At 46.6% G+C, this 14,593-nt stretch carries 10 protein-coding genes and 1 other annotated feature; of the genes, 4 read left to right on the top strand and 6 right to left on the bottom strand.

Annotation, left to right across the window (positions count from 1 at the left end):
- Nucleotide 1: 1 nt before the first annotated feature.
- The 5 genes from sppA to ACTRXI_RS07870 form a co-directional block, all read right to left on the bottom strand.
- Nucleotides 2-997, bottom strand: a complete 996-nt coding sequence (gene sppA, locus ACTRXI_RS07890) for a signal peptide peptidase SppA (protein WP_474261890.1) — start codon at nucleotides 995-997, stop codon at nucleotides 2-4.
- A complete protein-coding gene (locus ACTRXI_RS07885; RefSeq protein ID WP_474261889.1) occupies nucleotides 997-2,625 on the bottom strand; it encodes an amidohydrolase in 1,629 nt (542 codons plus the stop codon). The genes sppA and ACTRXI_RS07885 overlap by 1 nt, the downstream gene beginning before the upstream one ends.
- A gap of 98 nt (nucleotides 2,626-2,723) precedes the next feature.
- A complete protein-coding gene (thiI, locus tag ACTRXI_RS07880) occupies nucleotides 2,724-3,929 on the bottom strand; it encodes a tRNA uracil 4-sulfurtransferase ThiI (RefSeq protein ID WP_474261888.1) in 1,206 nt (401 codons plus the stop codon).
- On the bottom strand, nucleotides 3,926-5,071 hold the full coding sequence (locus ACTRXI_RS07875) for a cysteine desulfurase family protein (RefSeq protein WP_474261887.1): 1,146 nt from the start codon (nucleotides 5,069-5,071) through the stop codon (nucleotides 3,926-3,928). Before ACTRXI_RS07875 ends, thiI begins: the two co-directional genes overlap by 4 nt.
- A 78-nt stretch (nucleotides 5,072-5,149) precedes the next feature.
- Entirely contained in the window at nucleotides 5,150-6,859 is a 1,710-nt protein-coding gene (locus tag ACTRXI_RS07870; protein WP_474261886.1) for a septation ring formation regulator EzrA, read from the bottom strand.
- Between the two features lie 267 nt (nucleotides 6,860-7,126).
- Between ACTRXI_RS07870 and hisJ the strand changes: the two genes are divergently transcribed.
- The 3 genes from hisJ to rpsD all read left to right on the top strand — a co-directional run bounded on the left by hisJ (nucleotide 7,127) and on the right by rpsD (nucleotide 9,404).
- Nucleotides 7,127-7,945, top strand: a complete 819-nt coding sequence (gene hisJ / locus ACTRXI_RS07865) for a histidinol-phosphatase HisJ (protein WP_474261885.1) — start codon at nucleotides 7,127-7,129, stop codon at nucleotides 7,943-7,945.
- Between the two features lie 16 nt (nucleotides 7,946-7,961).
- Nucleotides 7,962-8,468 (top strand): GAF domain-containing protein, encoded by a 507-nt coding sequence (locus tag ACTRXI_RS07860; RefSeq protein WP_474261884.1) that lies wholly within the window; start codon nucleotides 7,962-7,964, stop codon nucleotides 8,466-8,468.
- Nucleotides 8,469-8,801: 333 nt separating this feature from the next.
- The gene (rpsD, locus tag ACTRXI_RS07855; protein WP_022793076.1) at nucleotides 8,802-9,404 is read left to right on the top strand and encodes a 30S ribosomal protein S4; all 603 of its coding nucleotides are present in this window, start codon (nucleotides 8,802-8,804) and stop codon (nucleotides 9,402-9,404) included.
- Between the two features lie 70 nt (nucleotides 9,405-9,474).
- Here rpsD and tyrS read toward each other — a convergent pair whose 3' ends face one another.
- Entirely contained in the window at nucleotides 9,475-10,752 is a 1,278-nt protein-coding gene (tyrS, locus tag ACTRXI_RS07850) for a tyrosine--tRNA ligase (protein ID WP_474261883.1), read from the bottom strand.
- Nucleotides 10,753-10,840: 88 nt separating this feature from the next.
- Nucleotides 10,841-11,063, bottom strand: a binding site (T-box leader).
- Between the two features lie 113 nt (nucleotides 11,064-11,176).
- Between tyrS and ACTRXI_RS07845 the strand changes: the two genes are divergently transcribed.
- The coding region (locus ACTRXI_RS07845; protein ID WP_474261882.1) for a transglycosylase domain-containing protein at nucleotides 11,177-14,593 on the top strand (3,417 nt) is incomplete at its 3' end.

Genomic DNA, 14,593 nt, shown 5'->3' with positions numbered 1-14,593 from the left:
CCTATCCTTCATACAAATACATTGGCCGCGGACTGTCGCTTCCGACTGACTTCAGCAGTTCCTGGAGTCCCAGCAGCTTCTCATCAGAAATGAACAATCCCTGGACGGAATTTTGCAGAAGCGACTGCCAGCTAAATCCCTCCGAAGTGTAGCGCTCTACAGTAGCGTCTCCGAGTTCAAGATCTTCTTCCATCATTGCAATAGTGTCTTCTGAAGTCCCAAGTTCATCGATCAGTCCATTTTCTTCCGCCTGCTCACCCGTATAAATACGGCCATCAGCTAAATCCCTTGCCTCGTCTTCACTAAATCCTCTTCCATCTATTACAACCTGCAGAAAATCTTCATACATGTCGTCGACGATGCCCTGCATGATTTCCCGATCTTCTTCTGTCATTTCTTCCGTAGGAGATCCCATGTCTTTAAACTCTCCGCTCGTTATGTTCACGCCTTCAATGCCCAGGTTTTCAGCCAGCTCGGAGTAGTTCAGGGAAGACATAATCACGCCTATCGAACCGGTAATAGTCGCTGAATGGGCAACTATTTTATCCGCTGGGGCTGCGAGGTAGTAGCCGCCGGAAGCAGCCGTATTACCCATCGAAACATATACAGGTTTATTCTCTTCCTCCTGTACTTCGACGACGGCGTCGTGGATTTCATCACTTTCAACCACACCTCCACCAGGGCTGTTTACATTAATAATAATACCGTCTACATCTGCGCTCGACCCGGCTTCTTCGAGATTACTCAGAAATTCATCATGGTTGTAGCCTTCCCCGGAGAAAGCACCGGAGCCGCCCGAGGATTGAATGGTGCCTTCTACATCAAGCATTGCTATCCGGCTGTCTGAAGAGCCCTCTTTCACTATGTCCTCCTGATTCTGCTGATTTTGCGCTTGGTTCGAAACTGTATTCCACAAGGAAAAAGCTGTCTGGGCGCCAAGCGAAACGATAAGAAGCACCGCTGCCGCTAATAAAGCAAACCACCTTTTTGCATTCATCATAATTCCTCCGCTTCAATATTAATTTTGATTCTGCTCTCCTCGGGCATGAACACGACTTCTTCCCCTACCACGGTCGCTTCCACCTCGGCTGTTAAAATCTCTTCCGGCTTTATTTGAAAAAGATCCTTCCTGAGCACCGTGAAGTCCGCTTTATACCCGGGAGCAATTCTCCCCAGATCGTGTTCACGGCTGATCGCTCTGGCACTGCCTCCAGTATAAAGCTCCACGGCTTCAAAAGGAGTTAGTTTTTCTTCCGGCATATAGCCGTTGTGCATCTCCCCCGGGTTTTTCCGGGCGACAGCCGCATAAATTCCGGTTCTCGGGTCTACAGATTCAATAGGAGCGTCTGAGCTCCCCGCGCAGATGATTCCCTGATCGAGGAGTGTTTTCCAGGCGAAGGAATAACGAAGCCTTTCTCTGCCGAGACGCTCTTCGACCCACGGGAAATCCGAAAGCACAAACCGGGGCTGCAGATCGAGTGCTACCGGCAGCGCCTTCAGCCGTTCCACCAAATCTTCCCTCGCAATTTGGACGTGAATAATCCGGTCCCGCACCCCTTCTGGCACCGGCCAGGCTTCTAAAGCATCTATCACATATTCCAAAGCTAAATCGCCAATAGCGTGAACAGCCACCGGCATATTTTCTTTTCTGGCTTCTGCCACGAGCTGTTTCAGTTCTTCTCTCGAATGGATAGCAACACCCGCTGTTTCAGGGGCATCATTGTAGGGATGGCTGAGAAGGGCGGTACGTCCCCCCAGTGCTCCATCTGCAAATATTTTCATAGCGCCGAGTTCCAGACCTTCATCAAGAAGACCGTACGTATGACCCTGCTGTATAAAGTCCGGAAACACTTCATGATGCACGAGAAGATGCGCCCGAAATGAAGTGGCGGCCAAAATATTTCTGAATGTGTTCAATGTCCTCGTAAACCCGCCGTAGTAATTAAGATCTTCCGTATGTCCGCCAGTCAGTCCGCATTGATGCATATGACTCACCGCTTTTCCAAGTGCCTCCTGTAGATACTCCTCGGACACCTCTGGAATTTCATTTTTTACTAAGTCGGCAGCCTGGTCGAGCAAATAGCCTGTAGGCTCCCCATTCCTTGATTTAACAATGATGCCGCCCTCCGGGTCCGGAGTATCTTTATCGATACCTGCAGCATCGAGGGCACGTGTGTTAACCAATGCGGCGTGTCGGCATATCCGTGTCAGCAGCAATGGATGAGCGGGCACTAAATCATCAAGCTCCTCCCGGTGGAAAATTTTCCGGTCCGGGAAATTGTTTTCGTTCCATCCTTCCCCAATGACCCATTCACCTGCGGGCACTTCTTTTGTTTTCTCTTTAATCAGTGCAGCCATTTCTTCTGCAGAGGTGCACTCTGACAGATCCAGCTGGATCATCGTTTCCCCCAGCCCGATCATATGTAAATGACTGTCTGTAAAACCAGGGTACATCGCGCTTCCGTTTAAATCCACCCGGCGGACAGCAGCATTTTGCAGTTCTTTTTCTATCTCTGCGAGCACTCCTGCTTTTTCAATCGTCCCCTCCGAGGTTAAAACTGCCTCGACCTTTTCTTTTTCTTTTTTCATCGTATAAATATTTCCGTTATACCAAAGTGTTTTCACAGCATTAACCGCCTCTCCTTTTTACGGACGACTTCCCGTTTTGTTTCAACTCTTCCGAAATTCCATTTTATACCACTTGCACAAATGAAAAAAGCTCTTTAGAGAAGGTCTTCAAACTCTTCATTTCCACTTTTTGCATTAGATACAGAAATCACTTTCGTTTCAGCTATCGCTTCTTTAAACAATTCCTCTTTATCCAGACGTTTTTCATATTTATAGACTAAACCAATTTTGGGTTTAGTGGCAGGACTGGCCGGTTGAAACACAGTACAGCAATCTTCATACGGTCGCACAGAAATATCATAGGTGCCTATACGCTTAGCGATGCTGATAATTTCTTCTTTGTCCATGGCAATCAGCGGCCGAAGCACCGGTACACTCGTGACTTCGTTGATAACGTTCATACTTTCAAGCGTCTGGGAAGCTACCTGTCCCAGGCTTTCGCCATTTACTACTGCCTTGGCGTCTTCCTTCTCCGCTATTTTGGTTACTATTTCAAGCATCGCTCTTCGTGTAATCGTCATCGTATGGTCATCGGGCACCCTGTTTCGGATAGCTTCCTGAACACGGGTAAATGGTACCACATGAAGATTGATACTCCCTCCAAACTGACTGAGAACCCGGGCGATATCTTCCACTTTTTGTTTCGCCCGCTCATTTGTATAAGGCGGGCTGTGAAAGTGAACTGCCTCAATCGTTACTCCACGCTTCATGGCTAAATATGCAGCGGTCGGACTGTCTATGCCTCCGGAAAGCATACTGACTACTTTTCCGCCAGTGCCTGTCGGCAGTCCCCCCGCCCCGTTAATACGTCCGCAGCTTACATAGGCCCCCTGCTCGCGAACATCAATTTCCACGGTTACTTCTGGATTCTTCACGTCCACCCCGACGCCTTCGGTATGATGGAGAATATAACTTCCGACGCTTGGAGCGAGCTTCGTGGAATGAATAGGAAAGTCTTTATTGGACCTTCTTGCTTCCACCTTAAACGTAGTTTTTCTATCCTTATATTCCGAAAACATTTGATAGGCCGTCTGCTGGATCTCCTCTTCCGATAAATCCGCTTTTCTCGCATAGCTGATGGAGGAAATTCCAAACACCGGCTTCACCGCTTTAATGACTTCTTCAGCAGGTTCCCCCAGCAGATTAATCGCAATACGTCCATAGGTGCGCCGTACTTCACAGTGAGGGAAATCCTTTACCGCGTGATCAATGTTTTCTCTTAACTGCCGTTCGAATTCTTTTCGGTTTTTTCCTTTTAAAGCAAGTTCACCAAAGCGAATTAATAAATATTCTTCTCTCATTGCTGTTCCTCCATAACCTTTTTCAACTGTGGCAGCACTTCTTCACAGATGCTGCATAAATGAGCGGCTTCCTCTTTCATTGTATCTGCAGAGAAACTTACCCTCACAGCACTTTCTGCAAGTTTCCGCTCTCCCGTAGCAGCTAAAACGACGGCAGATGGCTCCGAGTTTTTAGAAGCACATGCTGTTTTAGTGGAAATTGAAACTCCCCTCTCCGCGAGCGCTTCAACGAGTACTTCCGGTTTTATTCCGGGGAAGGAAATATTTAATATGAACGGAGATCCCCCGGAAAAAGGAGAGTTAATCACTCCACCGCTTTCCTGCAGCCGTGACGCGGTCCACAATTTGATTTCTTCAATTCTGCTGCTGTTTGCAGCATAGCTTTCTTTTGCCAGACGAAGTGCTTTGGCCATAGCTGCAGCACCTGCTGTATTCTCTGTTCCTGAACGGACCCCGCTTTCCTGACCGCCCCCGTGTATTAAAGGCTCAAGCACCGTTCTTGGATGCTTATACAACAGTCCCGCACCTTTCAATCCATGGAATTTATGAGCGGATACCGTAACAAAATCCAGGCCCGCTTTTTCAATATTTAATGGAATTTTGGCCGCACCCTGTACGTAATCCGTATGAAAATAAATATCAGTGCGGGAAGAGAGTATTTCTCCAATCGCCTCAACAGGCTGTATTGCACCGGTTTCACTGTTTGTATGACCGATCGTAACAAGGATAGTATCCGGCTCCAATGCCTTAGTCAAATCCTCTGTAACTATACGGCCGTCCCTGCCAACCGGCAGATATGTTACCCGATACCCTTTTTCTTCTAAGTGGACACAGGTTTCCATTACTGATGGATGTTCCACAGCCGTTGTTATAATATGACGACCAAGATTTTTTCTCGCCTCTGCGACTCCTTTTAATACCATATTATTTCCTTCCGTACCACCGCTCGTAAAAAAGCAGCGCTCCGGTTCCACGTTTAACTCCCGGGCGATCTGGCTTCTCGCAGATTCAAGCAGGCGTTCAGCTTCACCGCCCTTATGGTGAAATGAAGAAGGGTTGGCAAAATAACTTTCGGACGCTTTCCTGTATGCACTCAGCACTTCCTCGTATGGCTGGGTGGTCGCGCTGTTATCAAAATACATTTTCAAATTCCTCCCAGCATTCACTAATATCATAAAAAAGAAGCCTGAGTTCAGGCTTCTTAACTATTTGCTTGTCGATTATGCTTCTGTCAGCTGCATGTCAGACTCCTGCAGAACTTCTGTTACAAAACGGTCATCCATTTTCCGCACAGATGATGAAGCCACCTGCAGGGCATGCTCATACTGGCCTTTGCGAAAAGCACTTTCTGCTTCTTTCAGGCTTTGATCGAGTTCAGCCTCTTTGCTCCGGTATAAATTTCCTCGCTGGATGATACGTTCAGTCATCAACGCCTGCTCTTCCATACGCCGAAGCATTGTGGAAACAGTGCGCACACTCTCTTCTGCCTGAGCTACCGTTTCACGCACCTGCGACATTTCAAGTGGCGTTTCAGAAAGGGCCGCAGCGGCATGGGCAATTTTATCATCCGCTGATTCTTTTTCATTCAAAAGTATTGGCGGAAGCTTAGGCAGCCTTGTACGCTGCATTCTCATTTCTTCGATGCGGTTCTGGCGTTTCAGCTCTTCGAGCGTTTCCATTGCCTGTGTTTCATCTTTTCGGAGTACGCCGAGCTGGTTCTCAGCTTCCAGAATTCCCGACTCAACTTCTTCCTGTTTCTCAAGAATTTGCTTTAGTTCCATTTCAATATGCGTAAAGGAATGTTCTTTGTTTTCTTTTTGCTCCTGCAATTGTAATACGCTCTTTCTAATTCCATCAACCTGTCGTTTTGATGAAGCAATCAAATGGTCTGTTTCCGATGGAATCCGATAGTTGGCTTCGATAAATTCTTTTTCCACTAACAGCGTCTGCATCCTCGTGGATAACTGTTCTCTGCCTTCATGAACCTGAGGCAGCAGACGTTCGACCTCGGCACGGGCTTCCACTTCTTCTTCAAGAATGCGGTACACTTCTTCATTGTAGGCATCCATTTCAGTAAGGCGTTCTGCAACCCCGTCAAGGTCCAGATTTTCAATCCGCGTCTGCAGTTGTTCAGCTTCTGCTTCGTTTTCGTTCAGTCGTTGTTCAAATGCAAAAGCATCCATGGGGTATCCCTGCTCTTCCATTTCATACAGCCCGGCGCGCAGGGATTTCCATTCTTCCGGCAGACGCCGCCGTACTTTTGCAAGCATATCAGGGACGGCATAGAGCGATGCTTCTTCACGTTCCAAATCTTCATCGAGCTTCTCTCTGAGCTGTTTGGCTTCAGATTGATTCCCCTGCTCCACCGCTTCATAAAAAGCTTCAAAAGAAGACTGGAGGTCACGCATGTGCTGGTCAAAAAGCGGGGCTGTCTTGCCGAGCGTGTGCCAGTTCTGAGAAACAAACCGTTTTATATCTTCATATTTCTGTTCCGACTCTTCAATGCCGCGACGGTTATCAGATTCATTATGTACCAGCTCTTCTATTTCCAGAAATATATTGCTGATCTCCTCTTCGATACTGGCGAGCTGCGTATCTACAGCAGCAGCGATTTCTGAAGCCTGACTAAACTTGTACTTGTCTGCTTTTTCTTCCGCATCATAAAGAGCCTTTTCAATATCAGGCAGATGCTTGCCCACAATTTCGTCCCAGTCCTTGCGCCATGATTCAAACTTTTCTTCTGTTTCTCCCGACATTGTCATGCCCTTGACCCGCGCAATCTCTTCAGCTACAGGCTGGTCCGCCATATTTGCCCTTGCATCCTCCAGGCGGTCTACTTCCCGGTAAATGCGTCTGCGTCCCCATGCTCCGTATATGACAAACGCGGCGATAATGATAACCAGAACTATAATTACAATTGTTGTCGCCAAATTCCTCACTCCAGTTTTCCCCGCTGTGCATCCTTGTTTTCAATAATTTACACGTTATGGGTTACTTATACTTATCTCATACTTTATGTGCACGAATGTACTCAAAATATTTTTTCAACTATGTTTGCTCTAACTTATGATAACATGTAAACGCAGTGATTGTTATATGACGATAAAGAAAATTTCGAGAAAATCCATTTTCCTTATTTCTTAATTTCGTCAACCGTATTTTAATAATATTTTCCACAAAACAAGGAGTTTATACCTATGACAATTACTCGTGACGGCCATATTCACTCCCCCTTCTGTCCGCATGGAAGCAGAGACTCGTTTCACGACTATATTGAGGCTTGTATCAAAAACGGAATAAAAACGATCAGTTTCACCGAGCACGCTCCTCTTCCTAAGGGTTTTACAGATCCTGTGCCGGATAAAGACAGTGCCATGCCGCTTGCGCAGCTCGATCAGTATCTCCATGATTTAAATGACCTTCAGTCAGAATACCATAGCGATATTTCCATTAAAAAAGGACTCGAAGTGGATTTTATTGAAGGATTTGAGAAAAATACAGAACAGTTTATGAACACGTACGGTCCTGAGCTCGAGGATTGCATTCTTTCCTCTCACTTCATTAAAATAAACAGTGAATATATATGTATAGATTTTTCACCTGATCACTTTGACCGCTACGTCCGTCTAAGCGGATCACCGCAAAAAGCGGCGGAATTGTACTATAGTGCCGTTCTCCGCTCTGCTCAGACTCACCTTGGAAAATACGCACCGAACAGGATCGGGCATATGACGCTTATTCGAAAGTTTCATAAAAATTACGAATATGATTTTCTTGATCAAAATGCTATTGAAGCTATTTTGCAGGAGGTTAAATCCAGAGGGTTTGAACTTGATGTGAACGGTGCCGGTACAATCAAAGAACGGTGCCTCGAGCCGTACCCGCATCCCTCGGTAATACAATCAGCATTAAAGATGGGGATACCGCTTGTATACGGCTCCGATGCCCACGCCTCTTCGGGACTGCTCGCAGGCAGTAACGATATTTCAGCTCTTGCAGGGGAGCAACTACGATAATGAAAGAGGGATCTTCATGTCTTTTCAACCAGTTTCTTATGACTCATCTTTAGAGAAAAGCTACCATACATTATGTCAGCAGGCGAAAGCATTATTTTCAGACGAAAACAGCCAAACCGCCAACTTGGCCAACGCCTCCGCTTTGCTTAATCAATTTTTGACCGACGTAAACTGGGTCGGCTTCTATATTTGGAACGATACAGAAAATGAACTGGTTCTCGGTCCATTCCAGGGGCTGCCTGCCTGTAACCGCATCACCCCTGGCAAAGGGGTCTGCGGTACGGCTTATGAGAAAAAGCAGACGGTTCGCGTGGAGGATGTGCACGCCTTTCCGGGCCATATCGCATGTGATGCTGCCAGCCAGTCAGAAATAGTTGTTCCGTTGTTCACCCCTGAGGGGAAGGTGTACGGCGTGCTCGACATTGACAGCCCTGTACTGAACCGCTTTTCTGAACAGGAAGAGTCTTTCCTTCGTCAGTTTGCCGATGAAATTGAACACGGGCTGTTTTCAGCTAAAACGTAACCTTCTCCAGTTCGCTGTCCTGCCAGGCAAGCTTAAATTATGCTTGCCTGGCTTCTTTATTTCCTCCGGAAATTTTCCATTAATTTTATTTAAATCTTACCGGTCTAAACATATTGACTTGCCATCAGCCAGAAGTTATAATGACGGTTGTGTAAAAGACAGCCTGGGCAAGCCTTGCATGTGCTTTCCATTTTGCTCCTTGCTTTCAGCAAGGTGTGTTGCGTAACCCCTAGCTGTCGGGGCGAAGACATACGAGGGCAAAATGAGCATGACGGGAGATTCGCCAACAGTGTTTTTATACCAAAATTTGTTTTAATAGAGGAGGATGCCATTATGGCACGCTATACAGGTCCAACCTGGAAAAAGTCCCGCCGCTTCGGCATCTCTCTCAGTGGTACAGGAAAAGAACTCGAAAAACGTCCTTATCCGCCGGGAGAGCATGGTCCAACGCAGCGCAGAAAATTATCCGAATACGGTGTTCAGCTGCAGGAAAAACAGAAGCTTCGTTTCATGTACAACTTAAATGAGCGCCAATTCCTGCGCACATTTAACATCGCCGGCAAATTGCCTGGTGTACACGGCGAAAACTTCCTGATTCTGCTTGAATCCCGTCTCGATAACCTTGTTTATCGTCTCGGTCTTTCCCGCACCCGCCGCGGTGCACGCCAGCTGGTCAACCATGGCCACATCACTGTAGACGGTAATCGTGTAGATATCCCGTCTTACCGCGTAGAGCCAGGAAAAACCATCAGTGTTCGTGAAAAATCCCGCAACATGAGCGCTATCCAGGACGCACTTGAAGCTAATTCTTTCGTTCCGGAATATCTCACGTTTGATGCTGACAACCTTCAGGGCACGTACAGTCGTTACCCTGAACGTTCTGAGCTTCCTGCGGAAATTTCCGAAGCACTAATCGTTGAGTACTACTCTCGTTAATAGTAAAAATCCCGTGCAGATATCGATCTGCACGGGATTTTTATGTTTGTCCGGCTTTTTTCAGCCGGTTTTATCCATTGTTTTTTAAAATCAGAAAATATTTCTTTTTACCTCTGCGCATAATGATAAATTGATCGTCAATTAAATCATTGTTCCCTACAGTTTTGTCTGTACTCTGTTCTCTTTCACCATTAATATACACAGCACCGTTCTGTACATCTTCCCTGGCCTGTCGTTTTGAACCTGCTATTCCCGCTTGAACTAAAAGATCCACCAGGTTTTGTTCTTCTGCTTCCATCGTGTACGATGGTACATCTTTGAAACCCTGGGCTATTTCATCTGCTGTCAGTGCTGTCAGCTCGCCTCCGCCAAAAAGAGCTTTCGTAATGTTTTCAGCCTGATTCAGTGCTTCCCCGCCGTGGACAAACGAAGTGATTTCCTGTGCCAGCCTCCGGTGGGCTTCTCTTTTTTCAGGCACTGTTTGCATCTTTTCTTCAAGCTCTTTCATTTCTTCATGATCAATAAACGTGAAGTAGCGTATAAACTTTAATACATCACGATCATCCGTATTAAGCAGGAATTGATACATTTCGTATGGAGATGTTTTCTCAGGATCGAGCCATATCGCGTAGCCGGCTGTTTTTCCAAATTTCGTGCCGTCGGCTTTGGTTACTAACGGGATTGTCATACCGTAAGCAGGGGATTTTTCCTCGTCTTCATATTCAAGACGACGAATCAGCTCTAAACCGGCAGTAATATTGCCCCATTGATCGCTGCCGCCGATTTGAAGCGTACACTGGTGATTTTTGTAGAGGTAGTAAAAATCAATTGACTGCATTATCTGGTAGCTGAATTCCGTAAAAGAAATGCCTTCCTGAATACGGGATTCCACCGATTCTTTCGCAAGCATATAATTGACACTGAAATGCTTCCCAAAGTCTCTAAGGAAGCTGATGAGAGTCATGCTTCCAAGCCAGTCATGGTTGTTTACTATTTCTGCACCATACGCCCCGTCAAAATCGAGATATTTTTCAAGCTGAGTGCGGATTTTTTGTGAAAAACCTTCCACAATCTCTGGTTCATTCAGGGAGCGTTCTGCGTTTCTCCCGCTCGGATCCCCAATCATTCCTGTGCCACCGCCTACAAGAGCAATTGGCTGATGCCCGTGCAGCTGCATCCGGCGCATTAAAATAATAGTCAGCAGATGACCAATATGAAGACTGTCTCCCGTAGGATCGAATCCACAGTAAAAACGGAGCTGACCGTTGTTTAACTGATTCTTAAGTCCCTCTCTTTCTGTTACCTGATTCACAAGTCCTCTTTCTTCTAATTCCTCCCAAATGCCCATAACTTTCCCCTTTCTGGTTTAAAAACGCACTAAACTTGGATATATAAGTGTAGGTACATAAAAAAGTCCCTCTTCGCTTCGAAAAACGAAAAGGGACGATGATGACCGCGGTACCACCCTTGTTGGAAGCATGAGCTTCCCGGCTTCATGTTGATAACGATGCATTACACCGTTTCAGACCTTTTTTAATCAAAGATCTGAAAGGAGCTCTGGATGTGTAATTCGCCAAAGGCTGCAGTTCGACTTTCAGCTAACGTCGACTCTCTGTGACTGTAGGTCCTATGGTTACTTTCATCCTTCATAGCTGTATGTTATAGTTTGTTTTCAAGTTTGCACTTCTTTTATTTTTAGCACAAGACTTTCAACACTGTCAATGTATGAATCCAAAGACAAAGCTACATAGAGAAGGGAGATCGTAATAATTATGGGGCGTCACGACCAAACAAGCTCTAGAAACACCTTACGCGTTGTTGGTCTTTCATTTCTCACCCTGTTTATTGTTTTTATTTTAGCTTTTTTATTTATTGGGTCAATCGGTGCAGGCTTTTTCGCTTCCTTGGTTAAAGGACAGGAAGCTTACACGGAGGAAGAAATGCAGGAATCAATATATAGCTATGCCGAGAACAGCACCGTCCATTTTGCCAGCGGAGAGGAACTGGGAGAGCTGCCTTCAGAATTGGAGAGACAGCGTGTAGAACTCGATAACGTTTCAACCAACCTGCAGGACGCATTTTTGTCAACAGAGGATAGGGCTTTTTATGATCACAACGGAATTAATCCCCAGTCATTAATGCGCGCTACATACCAGGAGGTAACGAACTCTTCCACTCAAACGGGAGGGTCAACTTTAACCCAGCAGATCGTTAAAAACCAGCTGTTGACCAGAGAAGTATCCTTTGAAAGAAAAGCGAAAGAAGTCGCTTTGGCGATGAGAATGGAAACGTACTTTTCGAAAGATGAAATATTTCAGGCTTATATGAATATCGTTCCATTCGGCCGTAATGCCAATGGGGAAAATATCGCAGGGGCCCAGGCAGCCGCCCAGGGAATATTTGGCGTTGACGCCTCTGAACTGAACGTGGCCCAGTCCGCCTACATTGCCGGACTCCCGCAAAACCCTTACACCTACACTCCATTTGAAAGTAACGGGGAAATAAAAGACGACCTCTCTCAAGGGCTGAACAGGAAAGATGAAGTCTTAAACAATATGCTCGAAGTAGAGTCCATTTCCCAGGAAGAATATGATGAAGCAATGGATTACGATATTCGCGACAACCTTGCTGAACCAAAAGAAGAAGTAGCACAGGAATACCCTTATTTGATTAATGAAGCTCAGCGCAGAGCTACAAGGATTATGCGCGAAGAAATGCTTGCCGAAGACGACGTTCAATTAGAAAATTTATCAGACGAAGAGCGTCAGGAAACCATTCAGCAATATAACCAGGAAGCAGGCCGGGAAGTTGCTGAAGGCGGGTATGATATTGAACTGACGGTTCACAAAGACACCTATGACGCTATGCAGGAAGCTGTAGATGGCAACGACTACTTTGGCCCCGATAAAGAGGGCGAAGCAGAGCAGGTCGGCGGTATGATGATTGAAAATAACAGCGGTGCTATTTTAAGCTTCGTCGGAGGTCGTGATTTTGAAACAAGTTCATTAAACTACGCTACCCAGACGCGCAGGCAGAACGGCTCAACCATGAAACCGCTGCTTGATTATGGCCCCGCCATTGAAGAAGGCCTTCTGCATCCCGGACAGACGCTGCTCGATATTCCTACCGAATACGGAGGAGACGATGACGAGCTCAATAACTTTGACGGAGAGTATGAAGGCTTTATCGACGCCAGAAGTGCTTTAGCCGAATCACGAAACATACCGGCAGTACGGGTGTTTGACATGCTGGACGAATCGACCAGAGAAGAAGCTCTTAATGATCTTGGTATGGGCAATGTGGTCGAAAACGGCATTTCTTCTTCCACTGCCATCGGCGGACTCAGCCGCGGCGTAAGTGTAGAACAAAATACAAGCGCGTTTACGACCTTTCCTGCCGGAGGAGAACATCATGAACCTTACATGGTAGCTTCTATTACCGACAGTACAGACGAAGCTGTTTTCGAACATGAAGAAGAATCCACCAATCCTTTTTCGGAGCAGACCAGCTTCCTTATTACAGATATTCTTCGTGACGTATTAGGATCAGACGGTACTGCAAGCTCTCTTCCCGATCGTCTGAATATTGACGGTGACTGGGCCGGAAAGACAGGTACGACAAATAATCAGATCGACTCCTGGTTCGTCGGCTATAATCCCAACGTAACCTTCGGCCTGTGGCTTGGGTATAATGAACAGATTGGCATTGAAGATGCGCAGGGGCTCTCTTATTCGCAGAGAACTCAGCAGATTTGGGCCGATATTATGAATGCCGCTTCCGACACGGAGGACGATTTAATCGGGACTGGGGACACATTCTCTGAACCGGATGGCATATCTACAGAAGAAATATGCGGCCTCTCCGGTCAACAGCCTACCGATTTGTGTGAAGAAGCAGATCTGGTGAATGAAGATATTCTCAATGAAGAATTCGCTCCTACTGAAGAGGATGACAGTCTCGAAGAAATTGAATATGTAACCATCGACGGAGATCGTTACCCTGGGTACGATGATACTCCTTCTGAATTTATGGAAGATGGCATTTCTTTAAATGACGAATACCTTTTGGACGGCGATGAAGAAGAGATTCAGGAGTATCTGCCGGACGATTGGGATAATATTGTTCCAGATGAAGATGCTCCTGAAAATAACAGGGACCCTTCCCGTGTGACTGGAGTCTCTAATGATGGCGGAACCCTCACCTGGTCAGCCTCCGATGATAATGATGTGATCGGCTATCGTATCTTTAATGACGGCGACGAAGTTGACAATGTAATCGACCGGGAAACCACAGAATTTGATACTGATGGAAACGGCGAGTATACTGTCCGCGCCGTAGATACTCACGGCAGGGAATCAAATGATTCCAGCGGAGCTGACGTCAGCGGTTCGAATGGCGATGGCGACAATAACAGCAATGATAATTCTGACGACAACAATGACTCCGGCAATAACAATTCTGGAAGCAACGAAGACTCAGACAGCAGCGACTCAGAAAACAACAATAATGACTCGGGCAATGATGACGCTGAAGAAAATACCGGCAGTAATGGTTCTTCAAACAACGATAATGAAAATCAAAACTCTGAAGACCAGGACACAAGCGACAACTCCGGCAGTGATAATGAAGAAAACAGCACAGATGAAAATAACGAAAACGAAGGCGGGGATAATTCCTCTTCTGAAGATTCTTCCGGCGACAGCCCGGGGGAATCTGAGGATAACTCTTCGGAGCCATCAGGCAATGACAGCAATGATAGCTCCGATGAAAACACAAACGAATCGAATACGGCGGATGAAGCAGAAAATGACGGAAGTTCAACAGACGAAGAAGAATCCACTGAAGATAGCAGCAATGAAGACTCTTCCGCTCCTTCCGGAGACGGGGACGCTGAGGAAACCGAAGACTCCGGCGCCTCCACTGATGAAGAGGATTCCACTGAGGACTCCTCTTCTGCTCCTTCCGGGGACAGTGGCTCTGACGAAACCGAAGACTCCGGCGCTTCCACTGATGAAGAGGATTCCACTGAGGACTCCTCTTCTGCTCCTTCCGGGGACGGTGGCTCTGACGAAACCGAGGATTCCGGCGCCTCCACTGACGAAGAGGATTCCGCTGAGGACTCCTCTTCTGCTCCTTCCGGGGACAGTGGCTCTGACGAAACCGAAGACTCCGGCGCTTCCACTGATGAA

The organism is Marinococcus sp. LNHM4E3-1 (genome assembly GCF_056034405.1).
The sequence above is the reverse complement of the archived record's forward strand: the minus strand, read 5'-3'. Positions and strand labels throughout refer to the sequence as shown.

What these genes read in the sequence shown, in the direction of transcription:
- sppA (WP_474261890.1), bottom strand. Translation starts at nt 997, where the DNA reads ATGAATGCAAAAAGGTGGTTTGCTTTATTAGCGGCAGCGGTGCTTCTT.
- thiI (WP_474261888.1), bottom strand. Translation starts at nt 3,929, where the DNA reads ATGAGAGAAGAATATTTATTAATTCGCTTTGGTGAACTTGCTTTAAAA.
- ACTRXI_RS07875 (WP_474261887.1), bottom strand. Translation starts at nt 5,071, where the DNA reads ATGTATTTTGATAACAGCGCGACCACCCAGCCATACGAGGAAGTGCTG.
- hisJ (WP_474261885.1), top strand. Translation starts at nt 7,127, where the DNA reads ATGACAATTACTCGTGACGGCCATATTCACTCCCCCTTCTGTCCGCAT.
- ACTRXI_RS07860 (WP_474261884.1), top strand. Translation starts at nt 7,962, where the DNA reads ATGTCTTTTCAACCAGTTTCTTATGACTCATCTTTAGAGAAAAGCTAC.
- rpsD (WP_022793076.1), top strand. Translation starts at nt 8,802, where the DNA reads ATGGCACGCTATACAGGTCCAACCTGGAAAAAGTCCCGCCGCTTCGGC.
- tyrS (WP_474261883.1), bottom strand. Translation starts at nt 10,752, where the DNA reads ATGGGCATTTGGGAGGAATTAGAAGAAAGAGGACTTGTGAATCAGGTA.